Raw genomic sequence first — 17,201 nt, 5'->3', positions numbered from 1 at the left:
CCGCCGTCGTCGCCGCTCGTGCCGACGCGCGACCTGCGCCTCAGGAGGCCGGCATCGCCGTCTCGACGAGCTTGGCCCACAGCGAGACGCCGTACGGAATAGCCGCATCGTTGAAGTCGTAGGCCGGGTGATGGACGCCGGCGGTGTCGCCGTTGCCCATGAAGATGTAGGCGCCCGGCCGGCTCAGCAGCATGTAGGAGAAATCCTCCGCACCCATTTGCGGCGCGACCGTCCAGTCGACGGAGCGCTCGCCGCCGATCGCCTCGGCGACGCGGCCGAGGAATTCGGCCTCCTCGGCATCGTTGCTCGTCACGGGATAGCCGCGGCGATAGTCGACGCGGCCGGTGGCGCCATGCGCCGCGCAGACGCTTTCCACCACCTGGCGGATGCGCGCCTCGCACAGATCGCGCACGTCCTCGTCGAGCGTGCGGGTCGTGCCCTTGAGATGCGCCGTCTGCGGGATGACGTTGTAGGTGTCGCCCGTGCGGATCATGCAGATCGAGATCACCGCGCTCTTCAGGGGGTCGACGTTGCGCGCGACGATGGCCTGGAGCGCCGTGACGAGCTGGGAGACCACGAGCGCGGTGTCGACGCACTCGTGCGGGCGCGCCGCGTGGCCGCCCTTGCCCTCGACGTGGATGTCGAAATGGTCGGCCGCCGCCATCAGCGGGCCCGGGCGCAGCGCGAAGGCGCCGACGGGGATGCCCGGCATGTTGTGCAGGCCGTAGACCTTCTGGACGCCGAAGCGCTCCATCAGGCCGTCCTTGACCATGGCGTCGCCGCCGCCACCGCCTTCCTCCGCCGGCTGGAAGATCATCACGGCGGTGCCGTCGAAGTTACGCGTCTCGGCGAGGTACCTCGCGGCGCCGAGCAGCATGGCGGTGTGGCCGTCGTGGCCGCAGGCGTGCATCTTGCCGGGGGTCTTCGAGGCGTGCGGCAGGCCGGTGGCCTCGTCGATCGGCAGGGCGTCCATGTCCGCCCGGATGCCGATGACCCGGCCGCTCCCCGTCGCGCGGCCCTTGATCACCGCGACGACGCCGGTGCGGCCGATCCCCTCCACCACCTCGTCGCAGCCGAACTCGCGGCACTTCTGCGCGACGATGCCGGCCGTCCGGTGGACGTCGAACAGCAGTTCCGGGTTCTCGTGGAAGTCGCGGCGCCAGACGCCGATCTCGTCGGCCATCTCGGCGACGCGGTTGATCACGGGCATGGGATCGTTCCTCGGTGCGGGGCCGACGCCGTGCACGCCGGGCGGGCGTGGACGAACGACGACGGATCAGGTGCGACACAAGCAGACAGGCTCTCCCCCGGTCAATCGGCGCAATGGCCGCGTTCGCGCTGGGCGATCCTGCACATCGTCTCGTGCGAGTGGGTCACGTACGTGCGTGATTGCACAAGCCGACTGTGCAAGCCCGCGATTCGCGCCCGATCCGCGACGGCAGCAGGCCTCGCGCATCGCCCTCTCGGCCGGGGACGCCCGCACGCCCGCTCTGGACCGCGGCGCGAGCGGCGCACTAGGATGCGCCCGAGCCGGCGCCGATCTCGGGGCCGGGCACGCCCTCCGAGGCCCGCGCCAGACGGGTCCGCTCCAGTGGAGAACGACCGCTCATGACACATCGCACCTCGCTCCTGGCCGTGACGTCCGCCGCGCTGCTGTGCGCGACGGCGCTCTCGGCGTCGGCCGTCACGCTGCGCTACGCCAACCAGGGCGATCTCAAGTCGCTCGACCCCTACACGCTGAACGAGACGACGGCGAACGCCCATCTCGGCCACGTCTACGAGGGCTTGACCAAGCGCGGCCCGGATCTCGCGATCGAGCCGGGCCTGGCGGAGAGCTGGGAGATCCTCGACGACGGAAAGCGCTGGCGCTTCAACCTGCGCCAGGGCGTCACCTTCCAGAACGGCAACCCCTTCACCGCCGACGACGTGATCTTCTCCGCCGAGCGCGTGCGCGCCACGGGCTCGAACTTCCAGACGCGCGTCCCGGCGGACGCCGAGTTCGTGAAGGTGGACGATCACACCGTCGACGTCGTGCTGCAGACGCCCAACCCGATCCTGAACGCGCAATGGGACACCTGGTACATCATGGACCAGGAATGGGCGGTCGAGCACGGCATCGAGATGCCGACGCCCGCCTCGGCGGAGACGCCGAGCTACGCCGCGCTCAACGCCAACGGCACGGGCCCCTTCTCGGTGAGCATGCACCAGCCGGGCGTGCGTACGGTGTTCACGGCCAACGAGGATTGGTGGGGCGAGCCCCAGCACAATCTCGACGAGATCGTGTTCACGCCGATCTCCTCGGACGCGACCCGCGTCGCCGCGCTGCTCTCCGGCGAGGTCGACGTGATCGAGCCGGTGCCGATCCAGGACATCGAGCGCGTACGCGCCTCGGACCGTGCCGACGTGCTCACCGGACCTGAGCTGCGCACGATCTTCCTCGGCTTCGACCAGGAGCGTGACGAGCTCCTCTACTCCAACGTCGAGGGCGAGAACCCCTTCAAGGACCCGCGCGTGCGCGAGGCCTTCATGCGCGCCATCGACGCGAACTTGATCCGCGACCGCGTGATGCGCGGCCTGTCGACACCGTCCGCCCTGATGATCGCGCCGGAGCTCTTCGTGCACTCGGGCGATTTCGAGCGCACGGCCTACGATCCCGAGCGCGCCCGCGCGCTTCTCGCCGAGGCCGGCTACCCGGACGGCTTCGAGGTCGGGATGGACTGCCCGAACGACCGCTACGTCAACGACGAGGCGATCTGCCAGGCGGCGGTCTCGATGCTCGCGCGCGTCGGCGTGACGGTGAACCTCAACGCCCAGCCCAAGGCGCAGTACTTCGCCAAGGTGCTGAAGTCGGGCGGCTACGACACCTCGTTCTACCTTCTGGGCTGGACGCCGAGCAGCTTCGATTCGCACAACGTCCTCAACGACCTGCACGGCTGCCGCACCGAGGGCTCGCCCCGCGGCGAGACCAATCTCGGCGGCTACTGCAACGAGGAGGTCGACGCGCTGATCGAGCAGATCCTCGTCGAGACCGACGAGGAGACGCGCAACGCGCTGATCAAGCAGGCCTACGAGATCACGACGGGCGAGTTCGCCTACATCCCGCTGCACCAGCAGGCGCTCGCCTGGGGCGTGGCGGACGGCGTCGAGCTCGTGCAGCGCGCCGACAATCAGGTGCTGCTGTACTGGGCCCGCAAGGGCGAGTGATCGCCCGGTCCCACGAAGGGCGGCGGCGGAGCGACCCTCCTCCGCCGCCCGTCCTTTTCGTGCCATGCATCTCGAGCCGGTCCAGCCATGATCGCCTTCATCATCCGCCGCGCGCTCCAGGCGATCGGCGTTCTCGTCGCCGTGGGGCTGATCGCCTTCTCGATGTTCCGCTTCGCGGGCGACCCCGTGAACCAGCTCGTGGGCATCGACACGCCGGCGGCGGAGCGCGAGCAGATCCGCCAGTCCCTCGGCCTCGACGACCCCGTGGCGATGCAGTTCGCCCGCTACGTCGTGAAGGCTGCGCAGTTCGACTTCGGCATTTCCTACCAGTTCCGCCAGCCGGTTTCGGACCTCCTCGCCTCGCGTGCGCCGGCGACGCTCGAGCTCGCCATCGTGGCGACGATCTTCGCGCTCGTGGTCGGCATCCTGATGGGGGTCTATTCCGCGCTGCGGCGTGACACCGTGCTCGCCAAGCTGTTCCAGGCGGTGTCGCTCGTCGGCATCTCGCTGCCGACCTTCCTCATCGGCATTCTCCTGATCTACGTCTTCTCGGTGTCGCTCGGCTGGCTGCCCTCCTTCGGCCGCGGCGCCGTCGTCGATCTCGGCTGGTGGACGACCGGGCTGCTGACGCCCTCCGGCTGGGCGGCGATCGTCATGCCGGCGATCACGCTCGGCCTCTTCCAGATGACGCTGATCATGCGCCTCGTCCGGGCCGAGATGCTCGAGGTGCTGCGCACCGACTACATCCGCTTCGCCCGGGCGCGGGGCCTGACGAGCCGGGCCATCAACTTCGGCCACGCGCTGAAGAACACGCTCGTGCCGGTAATCACGGTCGCCGGCCTGCAGTTCGGCTCGGTCATCGCTTTCGCGATCATCACCGAGACCGTGTTTCAATGGCCGGGCATGGGGCTGCTCTTCGTCCAGGCCGTGCAGAACGTCGACATCCCCATCATGGCCGCGTACCTGATGTTCGTCGGCGCGATCTTCGTCGTCATCAACCTCGTCGTCGACATCCTCTACACGGTCGTCGACCCGCGCCTGCGCAGCTCCCTGCGCGCCCCGACCTGAGGAGCGGACAGGATGCGCAACCCCACCCCCGCCTCCAGCCTCGAGACCGAGGAGAAGGCCGCGATCGACAGGCAGCCGTCGCTCCTCGTCCGGGCGCTCGACAGCGATCTCGTGGCGAGCTTCGTGCGCTCGAAGCTCACGATCGTCGCCGCCGTCGTCACGCTCGCCTTCTTCCTGCTCGCCGTCTTCGCAGGCGCGATCGCGCCGCAGAACCCCTTCGACCCCGCCCAGCTCGACCTCCTCAACTCGCGCCTCCCGCCGATCTGGGCGGACATGGGCACGGCGCCCTACCTGCTCGGCACCGACGAGCAGGGGCGGGACATGTTCTCGGCCATCGCCTACGGGCTGCGGATCTCGCTCCTCGTCGGCTTCCTCGGGGTGATCCTCGCCGCCGGCATCGGCATCACGCTCGGCCTGCTCGCGGGCTATCTCGGCGGCATCGTCGATACCGTGGTGATGCGCATCGCCGACGTGCAGCTCACCTTCCCCGCGATCCTGATCGCGCTCCTCGTCGACGGTGTGGCGAAGTCGGTGCTGGGCGGCCAGCTCGACGAGGGCACGATCCTCGTCGTGCTCGTCCTCGCCATCGGCTTCTCCTTCTGGGTGCAGTACGCCCGCACCGTGCGCGGATCGGTGATGGTGGAGAAGAACAAGGACTACATCGCCGCCGCCAAGCTCATCGGCCTGCCCGCGCCGGTGATCATGGCGCGCCACGTCCTGCCCAACGTCACGGGGCCGGTGCTCGTGATCGCGACGATCAACCTCGCGCTCGCGGTGATCACCGAGGCGACGCTCTCCTTCCTCGGCTCGGGCATGCCCGAGACGATGCCCTCGCTGGGCACGCTGATCCGGATCGGGAACAACTACCTCTTCTCGGGCGAGTGGTGGATCGTCGCGTTCCCCGGCATCGCGCTCGCCGCGCTCGTGCTCGCCATCAACCTGCTGGGGGACTGGCTGCGAGACGCGCTCAATCCGAAGCTGCGATGAACGCGCGTTGCGTCGGGTGCGCGACGTCCCCTCGCCGAATTCCCCGGCCATTTGCTCCAAGTGCCCGTGACAACGCGACAACGGGCCTTCTATGATCCGCGCCATCGGTCGCGGCGCGCGGGAAAGAACGCGCCGGGCCACCACCAGGAGAGGACGATGTCAGCCACCCGCACCACCCTCGCCGCCGTACTCCTCGGCGCGACCTTCCTCACCGCGGCCTCCGCCGACGCCCAGACCCTGCGCTGGGCGCGCGTCGGCGACGCGCTCACGATGGACCCGCACGCGCAGAACGAGGGGCCGACGCACGCCCTCAACCACCACATCTACGAGACGCTCGTCGGCCGCGACCAGGCGGGCGAGATGATCGGCGTCCTCGCGACCGACTGGCGCATCGACCCCGAGAACGAGAACGCCTGGATCTTCGATCTGCGCGAGGGCGTCACCTTCCACAACGGCAATCCCTTCACCGCCGACGACGTGGTGTTCTCGATCGAGCGCGCCACCTCGCCGACGTCCGACATGAAGGGCCTGCACTCGACGGTGACCGGCGCGGAGAAGATCGACGACTACACGGTCCGCATCGTCTCCTCGGGCCCGAACCCGCTCCTGCCGAACAACCTCACCAACACGTTCATCATGGACGAGGAGTGGTCGGTCGAGAACGCGGTCGTCGAGCCGCAGGATTTCGCCGCCGGCGAGGAGACCTTCGCCGTCCGCAACACCAACGGGACCGGCCCCTACGTGCTCGTCTCGCGCGAGGCCGAGGTCCGCACCGTCCTGCGCCGCAACGACGATTACTGGGGCATCGACCAGTTCCCCGTCGGGCCGGCCGAGATCGTCTACACGCCCATCAGCGAGGCTGCGACGCGCGTCGCGGCGCTCCTGTCCGGCGAGGTCGACTTCGTGCAGGACGTGCCGGTGCAGGACATCGAGCGCCTCTCCAACGAGCCGGGCATCCGGGTCAACCTCGGCGTCGAGAACCGGGTGATCTTCTTCGGCATGGACGTGGGTTCCGACGACCTCGACACGGACGACGTGGAGGGCGCCAACCCCTTCGCCGACCTGCGCGTGCGCGAGGCCATGAACATGGCGATCAACCGCGAGGGCATCGCGCAGGTGGTGATGCGCGGCCAGGCCATGCCCGCCGGCATCATCTCGCCGCCCTTCGTCAACGGCTGGACGGAGGAGCTCAACGCCTACCCGCAGCCCGACGTCGCCGCCGCCCGTGCGCTGATGGAGGAGGCGGGCTACGGCGACGGCTTCACGGCGACGATGCACTGCCCCAACGATCGCTACCTCAACGACGAGGCGATCTGCCAGGCCGCCGTCAACGCGCTCGGCCAGATCGGCATCGACGTCAACCTCGTCTCGCAGTCGCGCTCGCTGCACTTCCCGCTCATCCAGCGCGAGCCGCCGGAGACGGATCTCTACCTGGTGGGCTGGGGCGTGCCGACCTTCGACTCGGAGTACATCTTCTCGTTCCTGTACCACACCCGCGACGGCGAGAGCCTCGGTACCTGGAACCCCACGGGCTACTCGAACCCGGAGGTGGACGAGATGATCAAGTCGCTCGCATCCGAGACCGACATCGCCGCGCGCGACGCCACGATCGCGGAGATCTGGGAGCAGGTGAAGGCGGACACGGTCTACATCCCGGTCCACACCCAGATGCTCTCCTACGCGATGCGCGAGAGCGTGGACATCCCGGTGGATGCCGAGAACCAGCCGAAGATGAAGTACATCGAGATGGCCGAGTGATCTCGGCCCGATCGACGCAACTCGGTCGGGAGGCGGCGTGCGCCGCCTCCCGACGCTCGCCCTCGTGACAACGGCGGATCGATGATCGCCTACATTCTCCGGAGCATGGCACAAGGCGTGCTCGTGCTTCTCGTCGTCGCCTTCATCGCCTTCTCGATGTTCCGCTTCGTCGGCGACCCCGTCGCCAACATGGTGGGGCAGGAGGCGACGCTGCAGGACCGCCAGGAGCTGCGCGAGCGGCTCGGCCTCGAGCGGCCGTTCCCGGTGCAGTTCGCCATATTCGTCGGCAACGCGGTGCAGGGGGACTTCGGCATCTCCTACCGCCAGGCCCGCCCGGTGTCGGAGCTCATGCGCGAGCGCCTGCCCGCGACGGTCGAGCTCGCCGTCCTGTCCGCGCTGTTCGCGACGGGGGTCGGCGTGGCGCTCGGCGTCTACGCCGCGATCCGACGCGACGGCTTCCTCGCCAACACGGTGATGACGGTCTCGCTGATCGGCGTGTCGCTGCCGACCTTCCTCATCGGCATCGGGCTGATCTACGTTTTCGCCGTGGAGTTGCGCTGGCTGCCGTCCTTCGGGCGCGGACAGACCGTGGCCATCGGATGGTGGACGACCGGCCTGCTCACCGAATCGGGGCTGAAATCCCTCGTCCTGCCGGTGCTGACGCTCGGCTTCTTCCAGCTGACCCTGATCATGCGGCTCGTGCGCTCCGAGATGCTCGAGGTCATGCGCGCGGACTTCATCCGCTTCGCCCGCGCCCGCGGCATTCCGGAGCGGACCATCGAGTACCGCCACGCGCTGCGCAACACGCTGATCCCGGTCGTCACCATCGCCGGTCTCCAGCTCGGCTCGATCATCGCCTTCGCGATCGTCACCGAGACGGTGTTCCAGTGGCCGGGGCTCGGCTCGCTCTTCGTCCAGGCGGTGCAGTTCGCCGACGTGCCGGTGATGGCCGCCTACCTCGTCTTCGTCGCGACGGTCTTCGTCACCATGAACCTCCTCGTCGACATCACCTACGTCCTGCTCGACCCGCGCCTGCGCGGCGGGCGGGCGCTCGCCAAGTGAGGGACCGGCCCATGCCCGAGGAGATCACGGATCGCGCCCGGCCGGTGGTGGACGGCGCGCACGGCCCGATTACCGGCGACGTCATCGCCACGCCCGCGGCCCGGATGGGCGTGCTCGCACGCGCCTGGGATTCGGACATCGCCTTCTCCTTCCGGCGCTCGCCCGTGACGATGGTCTCGGCGGTCGTCGCCCTGGTGATGATCATCGCGGCCGTGCTGGCGCCGTGGATCACGCCGCAGGACCCGTTCGACCCGGCGAGCCTGAACATGATGGACGGCTTCACGCCGCCCGGTGAGCCCAATGCCTTCACCGGCAACGTCTACATGTTCGGTACCGACCCGCAGGGGCGCGACATGTACTCCGCCGTGCTGCACGGCGCGCGGGTGTCGCTCATCGTGGGCCTCGCCTCGGTCGCGTTCTCGCTCACGGTGGGCGTGACGCTCGGGCTCCTGGCCGGCTATCTCGGCGGGCGCACGGAGGCGGTGATCATGCGCGTCGCCGACGTGCAGCTGTCCTTTCCCGCGATCCTGATCGCGCTCCTCGTCTTCGGCATCGCGCGCGGCGTCATCCCGCCGGCGCAGCAGGAGCAGGCGACGTTGTTCGTGCTGATCTTCGCCATCGGCATCTCCAACTGGGCGCAGTACGCCCGCACGGTGCGCGCGACGACGCTCGTGGAGAAGTCCAAGGTCTATGTGGACGCGGCCCGGCTGATCGGCCTCAAGCCCTTCGTGGTGATGGTCAAGCACGTCCTGCCCAACGTCACCGGGCCGGTGCTGGTGATCGCGACCATCAACCTCGCGCTCGCCATCATCGAGGAGGCGACGCTCTCCTTCCTCGGTGCCGGCATGCCGCCGACCCAGCCCTCGCTGGGCACCCTGATCCGCAGCGGCCAGCAGTTCCTGTTCTCGGGCGAGTGGTGGATCCTGTTCTTCCCGGGACTGGCGCTGGTGCTGCTGGCGCTCTCCATCAACCTGCTGGGGGATTGGCTGCGCGATGCGCTCAATCCGAAGCTGAGGTGAGATGGCGACCGCATGCGCGATCGCGATCCCATGCGAGCAATCCCGATGCGAAATAGCCTCATGAAACAGAGAGCCGTTCTCTCGATCTCGACCCCGCGAGCCTCGAACCGATGACCGACCCCGTCCTCTCCGTCCGCGACCTCCGGGTCGAGTTCCACACCCGCCGCGGCATTCTCAATGCCATCGACGGCGTGTCCTTCGACATCGCCAAGGGCGAGGTGCTCGGCGTCGTGGGCGAGTCGGGCGCCGGAAAGTCGGTGACCGGCTCCGCCGTCATCGGGCTCATCGACCCGCCCGGGCGCATCGCCGGGGGCGAGATCCTCCTCTCGGGCCAGCGGATCGACAACCTGCCGCCCGAGGAGATGCGCAAGGTGCGCGGCAAGCGCATCGGCATGATCTTCCAGGACCCGCTGACCTCGCTCAACCCGCTCTACAAGATCTCCGAGCAGCTGATCGAGACGATCCTCACCCACACCGACCTCTCCCCCGCGCAGGCGCGCCAGCGGGCCATCGACCTGCTGACGGAGGTCGGCATCCCCGCGCCCGAGAAGCGCATCGACAGCTACCCGCACGAGTTCTCCGGCGGCATGCGCCAGCGCGTCGTCATCGCGCTCGCCCTGTGCGCCGAGCCCGAGCTGATCATCGCCGACGAGCCGACGACCGCGCTCGACGTCTCGGTCCAGGCGCAGATCATCACGCTCCTGAAGCGGCTGGGGCGCGAGCACGGCACGGCGATCATGCTCGTCACCCACGACATGGGCGTCATCGCCGAGACGGCGGATCGTGTGGCGGTGATGTATGCCGGGCGCGTCGCCGAGATCGGCCCCGTGCACGACGTGGTGCGCAACCCGCTCCACCCCTATGCCGAGGGCCTGATGGGCGCGATCCCGACGCTGGCCGGCGAGGAGGCGCGGCTCGTCCAGATCCCCGGCTCCATGCCACGGCTCACCCGCATCCCGCCGGGCTGCGCCTTCAACCCACGCTGCGGCTACCGGTTCGGGCGCTGCACCGTCGACAGGCCCGATCCGCTGCCCTGGCGCGGGCACAAGGTCGCCTGCCATCTCTACGATCCGGCCTCCGGGCCGCATTTCCTCGGCGAGGGCCGCACCCTCGCCGCCGCCGAGAAGCACGAGGAGGCCACGGCGTGACGACACAGCCCTATGTGCGCGTGAGCGATCTCTCGCGCTCGTTCGACGTCTCCAAGCCGTGGCTCAACCGGGTGCTGGAGGGCGGTCAGAAGCAGTATCTCAAGGCCGTCGACGGCGTCTCCTTCGACATCCCGAAGGGCGAGACCTTCGCGCTCGTGGGCGAGTCGGGCTCCGGCAAGTCGACGGTCGCGCGCATGGTCGTCGGGCTCCTGCCGCCGTCCGGCGGCGAGGTGACGATCGACGGCGTCTCGATGTCGGACCGCAAGGCCGAGGTCGAGCGCCAGCGGCTGCGCCGCCGCATCCAGATGGTGTTCCAGGACCCCTACGCCTCGCTGAACCCGCGCTGGCGGGTCGATCGCATCGTCGCCGAGCCGATCCGTGCCTTCCGCCTGGTCGAAGGCGAGGCGGACATCCGCGCGCGGGTGGGCGAGCTGCTCACGCTGGTCGGCCTGCATCCCGACGACGGCGTCAAGTACCCGCACGAGTTCTCCGGCGGCCAGCGCCAGCGCGTGGCGATCGCCCGGGCGCTCGCCTCGAACGCCGAGTTCCTGGTCTGCGACGAGCCGACGTCGGCGCTCGACGTCTCGGTCCAGGCGCAGATCCTGAACCTGATGCGCGACCTGCAGGACAAGTTCGGGCTCACCTACCTGTTCATCTCCCACAACCTCGCCGTCGTGCGGCACATGGCGACGAAGATCGGCGTGATGTATCTCGGCCGGATCGTGGAGATCTCCGGCGGGCGCGAGATGTTCACGAATCCCAAGCACCCCTACACGCGCATGCTGCTCGACGCGGTGCCGGACCTCGCCATGTCCGGTCAGGATCGCGCGCCGGTCGCCGGCGAGATCCCCAACCCGATCAACCCGCCCAGCGGCTGCACCTTCAACCCGCGCTGCCCCTGGGCGAACGAGCGCTGCCTCGCCGAGCGCCCCCCGCTCGCCGGCGGCGTCGCCTGCCACGCGGTGCACGAGGGCAGGCTCGCGGTGAAGGACGCGGCGTGAGGGGAGGGGAGCGCGGCGACGGTCCTATTCGGCCGTCTGCTTCCCCCGCCCCAGGATCGCCCCCAGGATCGCCTTCGGGCGCTGGGTGCGGAACTGGCCGCGCTCCACCGCCGCGAAGAGCAGGGCGGCCGCCATCGCGCTCGTGACGAACCACATCTGCGTGTAGCTCGCGCCGACGACGAGCATCGCCAGGCCCGCGGAGAGCGCGGCCAGCGCGCCCGGCGCGACGGCGGCGTGGATGCGGGTCGTGCCGAGCGCTGCGGCGGCGACCGCCGTCGCCAGGGCGGCCGCGCCGACGAGGCCGAGATCGACCCAGACCTCGAACAGGAACGTCGCCGGCGCGGCCGCCGGGACGAGGCCGACGCTCGCGCCCCGCAGCGCCGTCTCGAAGCCGAAGCCGGTCACGAGCCGGATCGGCTCGGCCAGGATCATGCCGCGCCAGGCGGCGAGCCCCGGCTCGAGCGGGGCGAGCGCGAGCGCGAGCGCCGGCGCCGCGAGGATCAGCCCGCCGCCGCCGAAGGCGACGAGGCGCGCGGCGAGCCGCGGCTGCGAGGCCGCGACGAGGTACACGGCTGCGCCCGTGGCGAAGCCGGCGAAGGCGAGCGCGCTCGGCGCGAGGCCGGTGGCGATCGCCACCGCGAGCACGATGGCGACGCTCTGCAGGTCGCGTCCGCGCGAATGCAGCCACGCCGCGGCCGGCCAGACGAGGAGCGCCAGCGCCACCACGCCGCGGTCGCGCGTCAGCGTCTCCTCGTCCCAGGCCGGGCGGCTCTCGACGAGGAGGAGGCCGACGGCGACGAGCGCCGCCAGACCGACGCCGATCGCCAGCGGGTAGAGGTTGGCCGAGCGCATCCGCACGGGGAGCGCGAGGTAGCCCGCCACGCCGAGCGCGAGCGTCGCCGCGAGGTTGCCGAGCCGCTCGCCCGCCGGGCCCGCGAAGGGCGCCCAGGCGAGCGACAGCACCGCCCAGCCGAGCCCCACGAGCCCGGCGATCCCAGCGAGCCGCCCGAAGAGCGACGCCACGCCCGCCGAGACGCCGCGGTGATCGCCGTCGATGAAGGCGGCGATGGCGAGGAGCGCGACGCCGATCGGCGCGATCACCACGACGCCGCGGCGCGTGACGAGCGCGACGACGGGCAGCCCGATCATCAGGATGGCGAAGCCGAGGCGGCGCAGCAGCGCCGCCGCGTCCGCGGCGGGGTCTCTGTGGGGGGAACGCTGGCGCACCATGGTCGCGGGGGCCTGACCGGTCTAGAAAGGGGCCGTCGATGCACCCGCCGCGCGGGGGATGCTCGCGGGGACGCTCGGGCCGATCGGCGCACCATATCAGACGGGCGCCGCCTGGACCTGTGCGCCGGATGCAACACATTCGCCGGTGCGCGCGCCGAATCGAGGTCTCGTAGCCGGGATTCGCCGAAGCGTGCCGGCGGCGGCGCACCGAGAGCGGGCAGGGGAGAACGATGGCGGGAAAGACGCGCCTGGTCCTGGCGGGGGGAGGGCACAGCCACGCGATCGTGCTCGACGCGCTGCGCCGAAGGCCCGAGCCGGGGCTCAACGTCACGCTGATCTCGCCCGCGGTGGCGTCGCCCTATTCCGGCATGCTGCCGGGCCACGTCGCGGGGATCTACTCCCGCGAGGCGATGCACATCGACGTGCGCCGCCTCGTCTCCGCCGCGGGCGGGCGCTTCGTCGAGGACGCGGTGGCGCGGGTCGACGCGACGGCGCGGCGCGTGCTGATCCGCGGCGGCGCGGCGATCCCCTACGATCTCCTGTCGCTCGACATCGGCATCACTCCCGACCTCTCCGCCATCGCCGGCGCGGATGCGCACGCGATCGCGGTCAAGCCCATCGGCGACCTCCTCGCCAAGCTCGGCCGGCTGATCGCCGCGGTCCGGGAGCCCGACGGGCCGCGGGACGTCGCGATCGTCGGCGGGGGCGCGGCGGGCCTGTGCCTCGCCTTCGCCCTGGCACGGCGGCTGCGTACGGAGGCGACGGACGCCGGGCGCGAGGCCGCGCGCCTGCGCCTGACGTTGATCACGGCCCACGCCCTCCTGCCCGACCTCAACGCCCGGGCCCGCCGCCTCGCCCGCGCGGCGCTGGCGCGCGCCGACATCGCGCTCGTCGAGAACGACCGTGCCTGCGCCGTGTCGGCCCGGGCCGTGACGCTCGCGAGCGGCCGGGAGGTCGCGTCGGACGCGACGCTCGTCGCGGTCGGCGCCGGCGCGCCGGAGCTGATCGCGCGATCGGGCCTCGCGACCGATGCGCAGGGCTTCCTCGCCGTGCGACCGACCCTCCAGGCGGTCGGCGACGACGCGATCTTCGGCGCTGGGGATTGCGCGACCTCGGTCGGCGATCCGCGCCCCAAGGCCGGCGTCTTCGCCGTGCGCCAGGGTCCGGTGCTGGTCGAGAACCTGCGGCGCGCCGCCCGCGGCGCGCCGCTCCTGCCCTTTCAGCCGCAGAAGGACTGGCTCGTGCTGATGTCCACCGCCGACGGGCGTGCCATCGCCGCGCGCGGCCGCCACCTCGCGCTGGAAGGGCGGGCCGTGTGGTGGCTGAAGGACCGGATCGACCGCCGGTTCGTGGAGGGGCTGGCGTAGCGCGCGGCCGCGCCCCGCGTGACCTCCCGCGCCTCCCCGTGCTAAGACCGCCGTCCCCGTATCGCCTCACCTTCGCGAGCGAGAGCCCATGTCCGTGTCGACCGCATCCCAGACCGCCGCCGAGAAGAGCGCCGCCGCGAAGCCCGCGCCGCTGCGCGCCGTGCCGGCGTCCTCGCCGCTCGAGGGGATCATGCGCCAGATCGGCCGGGCCGCCCGCGCTGCCGCGCGCACGCTCGCGGTGACGCCGGCCGCGGCCAAGGACGCCGCGCTCGCCGCCATGGCGGCCGCGATCCGCGCCGACACGGCCGCGATCCTCGCCGAGAACGCCGCGGACGTGGACTCCGCGCGCGCCGCCGGCCAGCCGGCGTCCTACCTCGACCGCCTGGCGCTGACGGCCGAGCGCGTCGAGGCGATCGCCGCCGCCGTCGAGGCGATCGCCGCGCTGCCCGATCCCGTCGGCCGGGTGCTCGCGACCTTCGAGCGGCCCAACGGGCTCGTCATCGAGCGCGTGGCGACGCCGCTCGGCGTGATCGGCGTGATCTTCGAGGCGCGCCCCAACGTCACCGCGGACGCCGGCGCGCTGTGCCTCAAGGCGGGCAACGCCGCCATCCTGCGCGCCGGCTCGGACTCGATCCGCGGCGCGGGCGCCATCGCCGCCGCCATGCGCCGCGGGCTGAGAGAGGCCGGCCTGCCGGAGGACGCGATCCAGCTCGTGCCGACGAAGGACCGCGCGGCGGTGGGCATGATGCTCGCCGGGCTCGACGGGAACATCGACGTCCTCGTGCCCCGCGGCGGCAAGAGCCTCGTCGCGCGGGTGCAGGCGGATGCCCGTGTGCCGGTCTTCGCGCATCTGGAGGGGATCTGCCACGTCTACGTCCACGCGGCGGCGGACCTCGAGATGGCGAAGGCGATCGTGAAGAACGCCAAGCTGCGACGCACCGGCATCTGCGGCGCGGCCGAGACGCTGCTCGTCGATGCCGCCTGCGCGGGCACGCATTTGGCGCCCCTGGTCACGATGCTCCTCGACGCCGGCTGCGCGGTGCGCGGCGACGAGGCCACCCGCGCCGTGGACCCGCGGGTCGAGCCGGCGAGCGAGCAGGACTGGCGCACGGAGTATCTCGACGCGATCATCTCCGTGCGCGTCGTCGACGGGATCGAGGCGGCGATGACCCACATCGCGACCTACGGGTCGGGCCACACGGAGTCGATCCTCACGCAGGACGCGGCGGCGGCGGAGCGCTTCCTGGCGGAGGTCGATTCGGCCATCGTGATGCACAATGCCTCGACCCAGTTCGCCGACGGCGGCGAGTTCGGCTTCGGCGCGGAGATCGGCATCGCCACCGGGCGGATGCACGCGCGCGGGCCGGTGGGCGTCGAGCAGCTCACCTCGTTCAAGTACCGCGTGCGCGGCACGGGCCAGACGCGGCCGTGATCCGCCTTCCGCCGGCCGCCGCCGGCATGCGCATCGGGCTGTTCGGAGGGTCCTTCAACCCGCCGCACGCGGGCCATCTTCACGTGGGGCGCATGGCCATCCGCCGCCTGCGCCTGGACCGGCTCTGGTGGCTCGTGACGCCGGGCAACCCCTTGAAGGAGCGCGCCGGCCTGCCACCGCTCCCCGAGCGCATGGCGGCGGCGCGGCGGCTCGCCCGCGACCCGCGCATCGTCGTCACCGGCTTCGAGGCCGAGCTCGCCGCGCCCTACACGATCGAGACGATCCGCTTCCTCCAGCGCCGGCTGCCGGGGGTGCGCTTCGTCTGGATCATGGGAGCCGACAGCCTCGCCAGCTTCCACCGCTGGCAGGCGTGGGACGAGATCGCCGCGCGTGTTCCGATCGCCGTGATCGACCGGCCGGGCCTGACGCTCGCCGCACCCGTCGCCCCCGCCGCGCGGGTGCTCTCCCGCGGGCGCAGGCCGGAGGGCGAGGCGGCGGCTTTGGCGAACGCCGCACCGCCGGCCTGGACCTTCCTGCACGGGCGACGCTCGACGCTCTCGTCGACGGCACTGCGGCGGGCGGCATCGCGCGGCGATGGCGCAGGCACGCCGAACGGCGTATGAAGGGCCGCGTTTCCGGAGCCTCCCCATGGACCTCGCCGCCCTCCTCGCCTTCGCCGCGATCCTCTTCGTCGCCGCCGCCTCGCCGGGGCCCGGCATCGCCGCAATCGTCGGGCGGGTGCTGGGACGCGGCACCGACGGCGCGGTCGCCTTCACCGTGGGCGTCGCCATCGGCGACGTGGTCTGGCTCACCTGCGCGATCTTCGGCCTCGCGGCGCTGGCGCAGAGCTTCCACGGCGTGTTCGTGGCCGTGAAGCTCGCCGGCGCCGCCTATCTCCTGTGGCTCGCCTGGAAGATGTGGACTGCGCCCGTCGTGGCGCGCGAGATCGCGGCGCAGGCGCCGAAGGAAGGGGCCGCGCGGCTCTTCCTCGCCGGGCTCGCGCTCACGCTCGGCAACCCGAAGACGATGGTGTTCTACCTCGCCCTCCTGCCCACCGTGCTCGACGTCGCCTCGGTGACGGCGCTCGGCTACGCCGAGCTCGTCGGCGTGACGCTCGCCGTGCTCGGCGTCGTCTTCGCCGGCTACATCGTGCTCGCCGCCCGCGCCCGGCGGCTGTTCACCAGCCCCCGCGCGATGCGCGTGCTCAACCGGGTGACGGGGACGGTGCTGGCCGGGGCGGCGGTGACCGTGGCGACGCGCTAGCGCCGCTCCCTGAAGAACCCCCGCAGCAGCTCCCCCGCCGCCACCTCCCCGATCCCGGAATAGACCTCCGGCGCGTGGTGGCACGTCGGCTGCGCGTAGAACCGCCCGCCGTGCTCGACCCCGCCGCCCTTCGGGTCGGCGGCGCCGTAGTACAGCCGGCGGATGCGGGCGAAGGAGATGGCGGCGGCGCACATGGCGCAGGGCTCCAGCGTGACGTAGAGGTCGCAGCCGACGAGCCGCTCGTCGCCCACGGCCGCGCAGGCGGCGCGGATCGCGACGATCTCCGCGTGGGCGGTGGGATCGCTCGCCTCACGGGTGCGGTTCGCGCCCACCGCCAGGACGGTGCCGTCCTTGACGATCACCGCGCCGATCGGCACCTCGCCGCGGGCGGCGGCGGCGCACGCTTCCGCGAGCGCTCGCTCCATGAAGCCGGCCTTCGCGCCGCCGGAATCCGATCCGCTCCTCGCCGTCATGATGCCCTCGCGTCGCCGCATGCGAAGTGCTATCAGGCGCGCATGGCGAACACCACAGACGACACGAAGAAGCCTCGGTCCGACCGCGGGCGCAGCGGCGAACGCGGCAAGGCGGGGCGCGGTCCCGGCGCGCGCGGCGACGCGACGGCGGGCAAGCCGGGGGGCGCCGGCCCGCGCCGCGACGGCAAG

At 71.4% G+C, this 17,201-nt stretch carries 15 protein-coding genes; 12 read left to right on the top strand and 3 right to left on the bottom strand.

The genetic code is table 11. The annotated features are described in order from the left end of the window. Positions 1–40: 40 nt before the first annotated feature. Positions 41–1,210 (bottom strand): M20 aminoacylase family protein, encoded by a 1,170-nt coding sequence (locus ACTZWW_RS11475; RefSeq protein ID WP_444781092.1) that lies wholly within the window; start codon positions 1,208–1,210, stop codon positions 41–43. Positions 1,211–1,608: 398 nt separating this feature from the next. Here ACTZWW_RS11475 and ACTZWW_RS11470 point away from each other — a divergent pair, with 398 nt between their 5' ends. The 8 genes from ACTZWW_RS11470 (at position 1,609) to ACTZWW_RS11435 (ending at position 11,247) form a co-directional block, all read left to right on the top strand. Further along, positions 1,609–3,204 carry an ABC transporter substrate-binding protein gene (locus tag ACTZWW_RS11470; RefSeq protein ID WP_444781091.1) on the top strand — a complete coding sequence of 532 codons (1,596 nt, stop codon included), beginning with the start codon at positions 1,609–1,611 and terminating at the stop codon, positions 3,202–3,204. An 87-nt stretch (positions 3,205–3,291) separates the two neighbouring features. Next, a complete protein-coding gene (locus ACTZWW_RS11465) occupies positions 3,292–4,272 on the top strand; it encodes an ABC transporter permease (RefSeq protein ID WP_444781090.1) in 981 nt (326 codons plus the stop codon). A gap of 12 nt (positions 4,273–4,284) precedes the next feature. Further along, the gene (locus ACTZWW_RS11460) at positions 4,285–5,259 is read left to right on the top strand and encodes an ABC transporter permease (protein ID WP_444781089.1); all 975 of its coding nucleotides are present in this window, start codon (positions 4,285–4,287) and stop codon (positions 5,257–5,259) included. A gap of 156 nt (positions 5,260–5,415) precedes the next feature. Then, positions 5,416–7,017, top strand: a complete 1,602-nt coding sequence (locus ACTZWW_RS11455) for an ABC transporter substrate-binding protein (RefSeq protein WP_444781088.1) — start codon at positions 5,416–5,418, stop codon at positions 7,015–7,017. A gap of 81 nt (positions 7,018–7,098) precedes the next feature. Continuing rightward, positions 7,099–8,079, top strand: coding sequence for an ABC transporter permease (locus ACTZWW_RS11450; RefSeq protein WP_444781087.1), 981 nt, complete (start codon positions 7,099–7,101; stop codon positions 8,077–8,079). A gap of 104 nt (positions 8,080–8,183) precedes the next feature. Beyond that, positions 8,184–9,098 carry an ABC transporter permease gene (locus ACTZWW_RS11445; protein WP_444781126.1) on the top strand — a complete coding sequence of 305 codons (915 nt, stop codon included), beginning with the start codon at positions 8,184–8,186 and terminating at the stop codon, positions 9,096–9,098. A gap of 110 nt (positions 9,099–9,208) precedes the next feature. Continuing rightward, positions 9,209–10,246: an ABC transporter ATP-binding protein gene (locus ACTZWW_RS11440; RefSeq protein ID WP_444781086.1), complete on the top strand. Its 1,038-nt coding sequence runs from the start codon at positions 9,209–9,211 to the stop codon at positions 10,244–10,246. Next, positions 10,243–11,247, top strand: a complete 1,005-nt coding sequence (locus ACTZWW_RS11435; protein WP_444781085.1) for an ABC transporter ATP-binding protein — start codon at positions 10,243–10,245, stop codon at positions 11,245–11,247. Before ACTZWW_RS11440 ends, ACTZWW_RS11435 begins: the two co-directional genes overlap by 4 nt. Before the next feature lie 24 nt (positions 11,248–11,271). Here ACTZWW_RS11435 and ACTZWW_RS11430 read toward each other — a convergent pair whose 3' ends face one another. Then, a complete protein-coding gene (locus ACTZWW_RS11430) occupies positions 11,272–12,477 on the bottom strand; it encodes a peptide ABC transporter permease (protein ID WP_444781084.1) in 1,206 nt (401 codons plus the stop codon). A gap of 230 nt (positions 12,478–12,707) precedes the next feature. Here ACTZWW_RS11430 and ACTZWW_RS11425 point away from each other — a divergent pair, with 230 nt between their 5' ends. The 4 genes from ACTZWW_RS11425 (at position 12,708) to ACTZWW_RS11410 (ending at position 16,539) form a co-directional block, all read left to right on the top strand. Then, the gene (locus ACTZWW_RS11425) at positions 12,708–13,844 is read left to right on the top strand and encodes an FAD-dependent oxidoreductase (RefSeq protein WP_444781083.1); all 1,137 of its coding nucleotides are present in this window, start codon (positions 12,708–12,710) and stop codon (positions 13,842–13,844) included. Between the two features lie 190 nt (positions 13,845–14,034). Continuing rightward, on the top strand, positions 14,035–15,276 hold the full coding sequence (locus tag ACTZWW_RS11420; protein WP_444781125.1) for a glutamate-5-semialdehyde dehydrogenase: 1,242 nt from the start codon (positions 14,035–14,037) through the stop codon (positions 15,274–15,276). Beyond that, positions 15,273–15,899 carry a nicotinate-nucleotide adenylyltransferase gene (locus tag ACTZWW_RS11415; RefSeq protein WP_444781082.1) on the top strand — a complete coding sequence of 209 codons (627 nt, stop codon included), beginning with the start codon at positions 15,273–15,275 and terminating at the stop codon, positions 15,897–15,899. Before ACTZWW_RS11420 ends, ACTZWW_RS11415 begins: the two co-directional genes overlap by 4 nt. A gap of 25 nt (positions 15,900–15,924) precedes the next feature. Beyond that, positions 15,925–16,539 (top strand): LysE family translocator, encoded by a 615-nt coding sequence (locus ACTZWW_RS11410; RefSeq protein WP_444781081.1) that lies wholly within the window; start codon positions 15,925–15,927, stop codon positions 16,537–16,539. Here the strand turns inward: ACTZWW_RS11410 and ACTZWW_RS11405 are convergent. After that, the gene (locus ACTZWW_RS11405) at positions 16,536–17,033 is read right to left on the bottom strand and encodes a nucleoside deaminase (protein ID WP_444781080.1); all 498 of its coding nucleotides are present in this window, start codon (positions 17,031–17,033) and stop codon (positions 16,536–16,538) included. The genes ACTZWW_RS11410 and ACTZWW_RS11405 overlap by 4 nt on opposite strands. Between the last annotated feature and the right edge of the window lie 168 nt (positions 17,034–17,201).

The sequence above is a fragment of the Salinarimonas sp. NSM genome (assembly GCF_052380005.1).
In the GTDB taxonomy this organism is placed as follows: domain Bacteria; phylum Pseudomonadota; class Alphaproteobacteria; order Rhizobiales; family Beijerinckiaceae; genus Salinarimonas.
The sequence above is the reverse complement of the archived record's forward strand: the minus strand, read 5'-3'. Positions and strand labels throughout refer to the sequence as shown.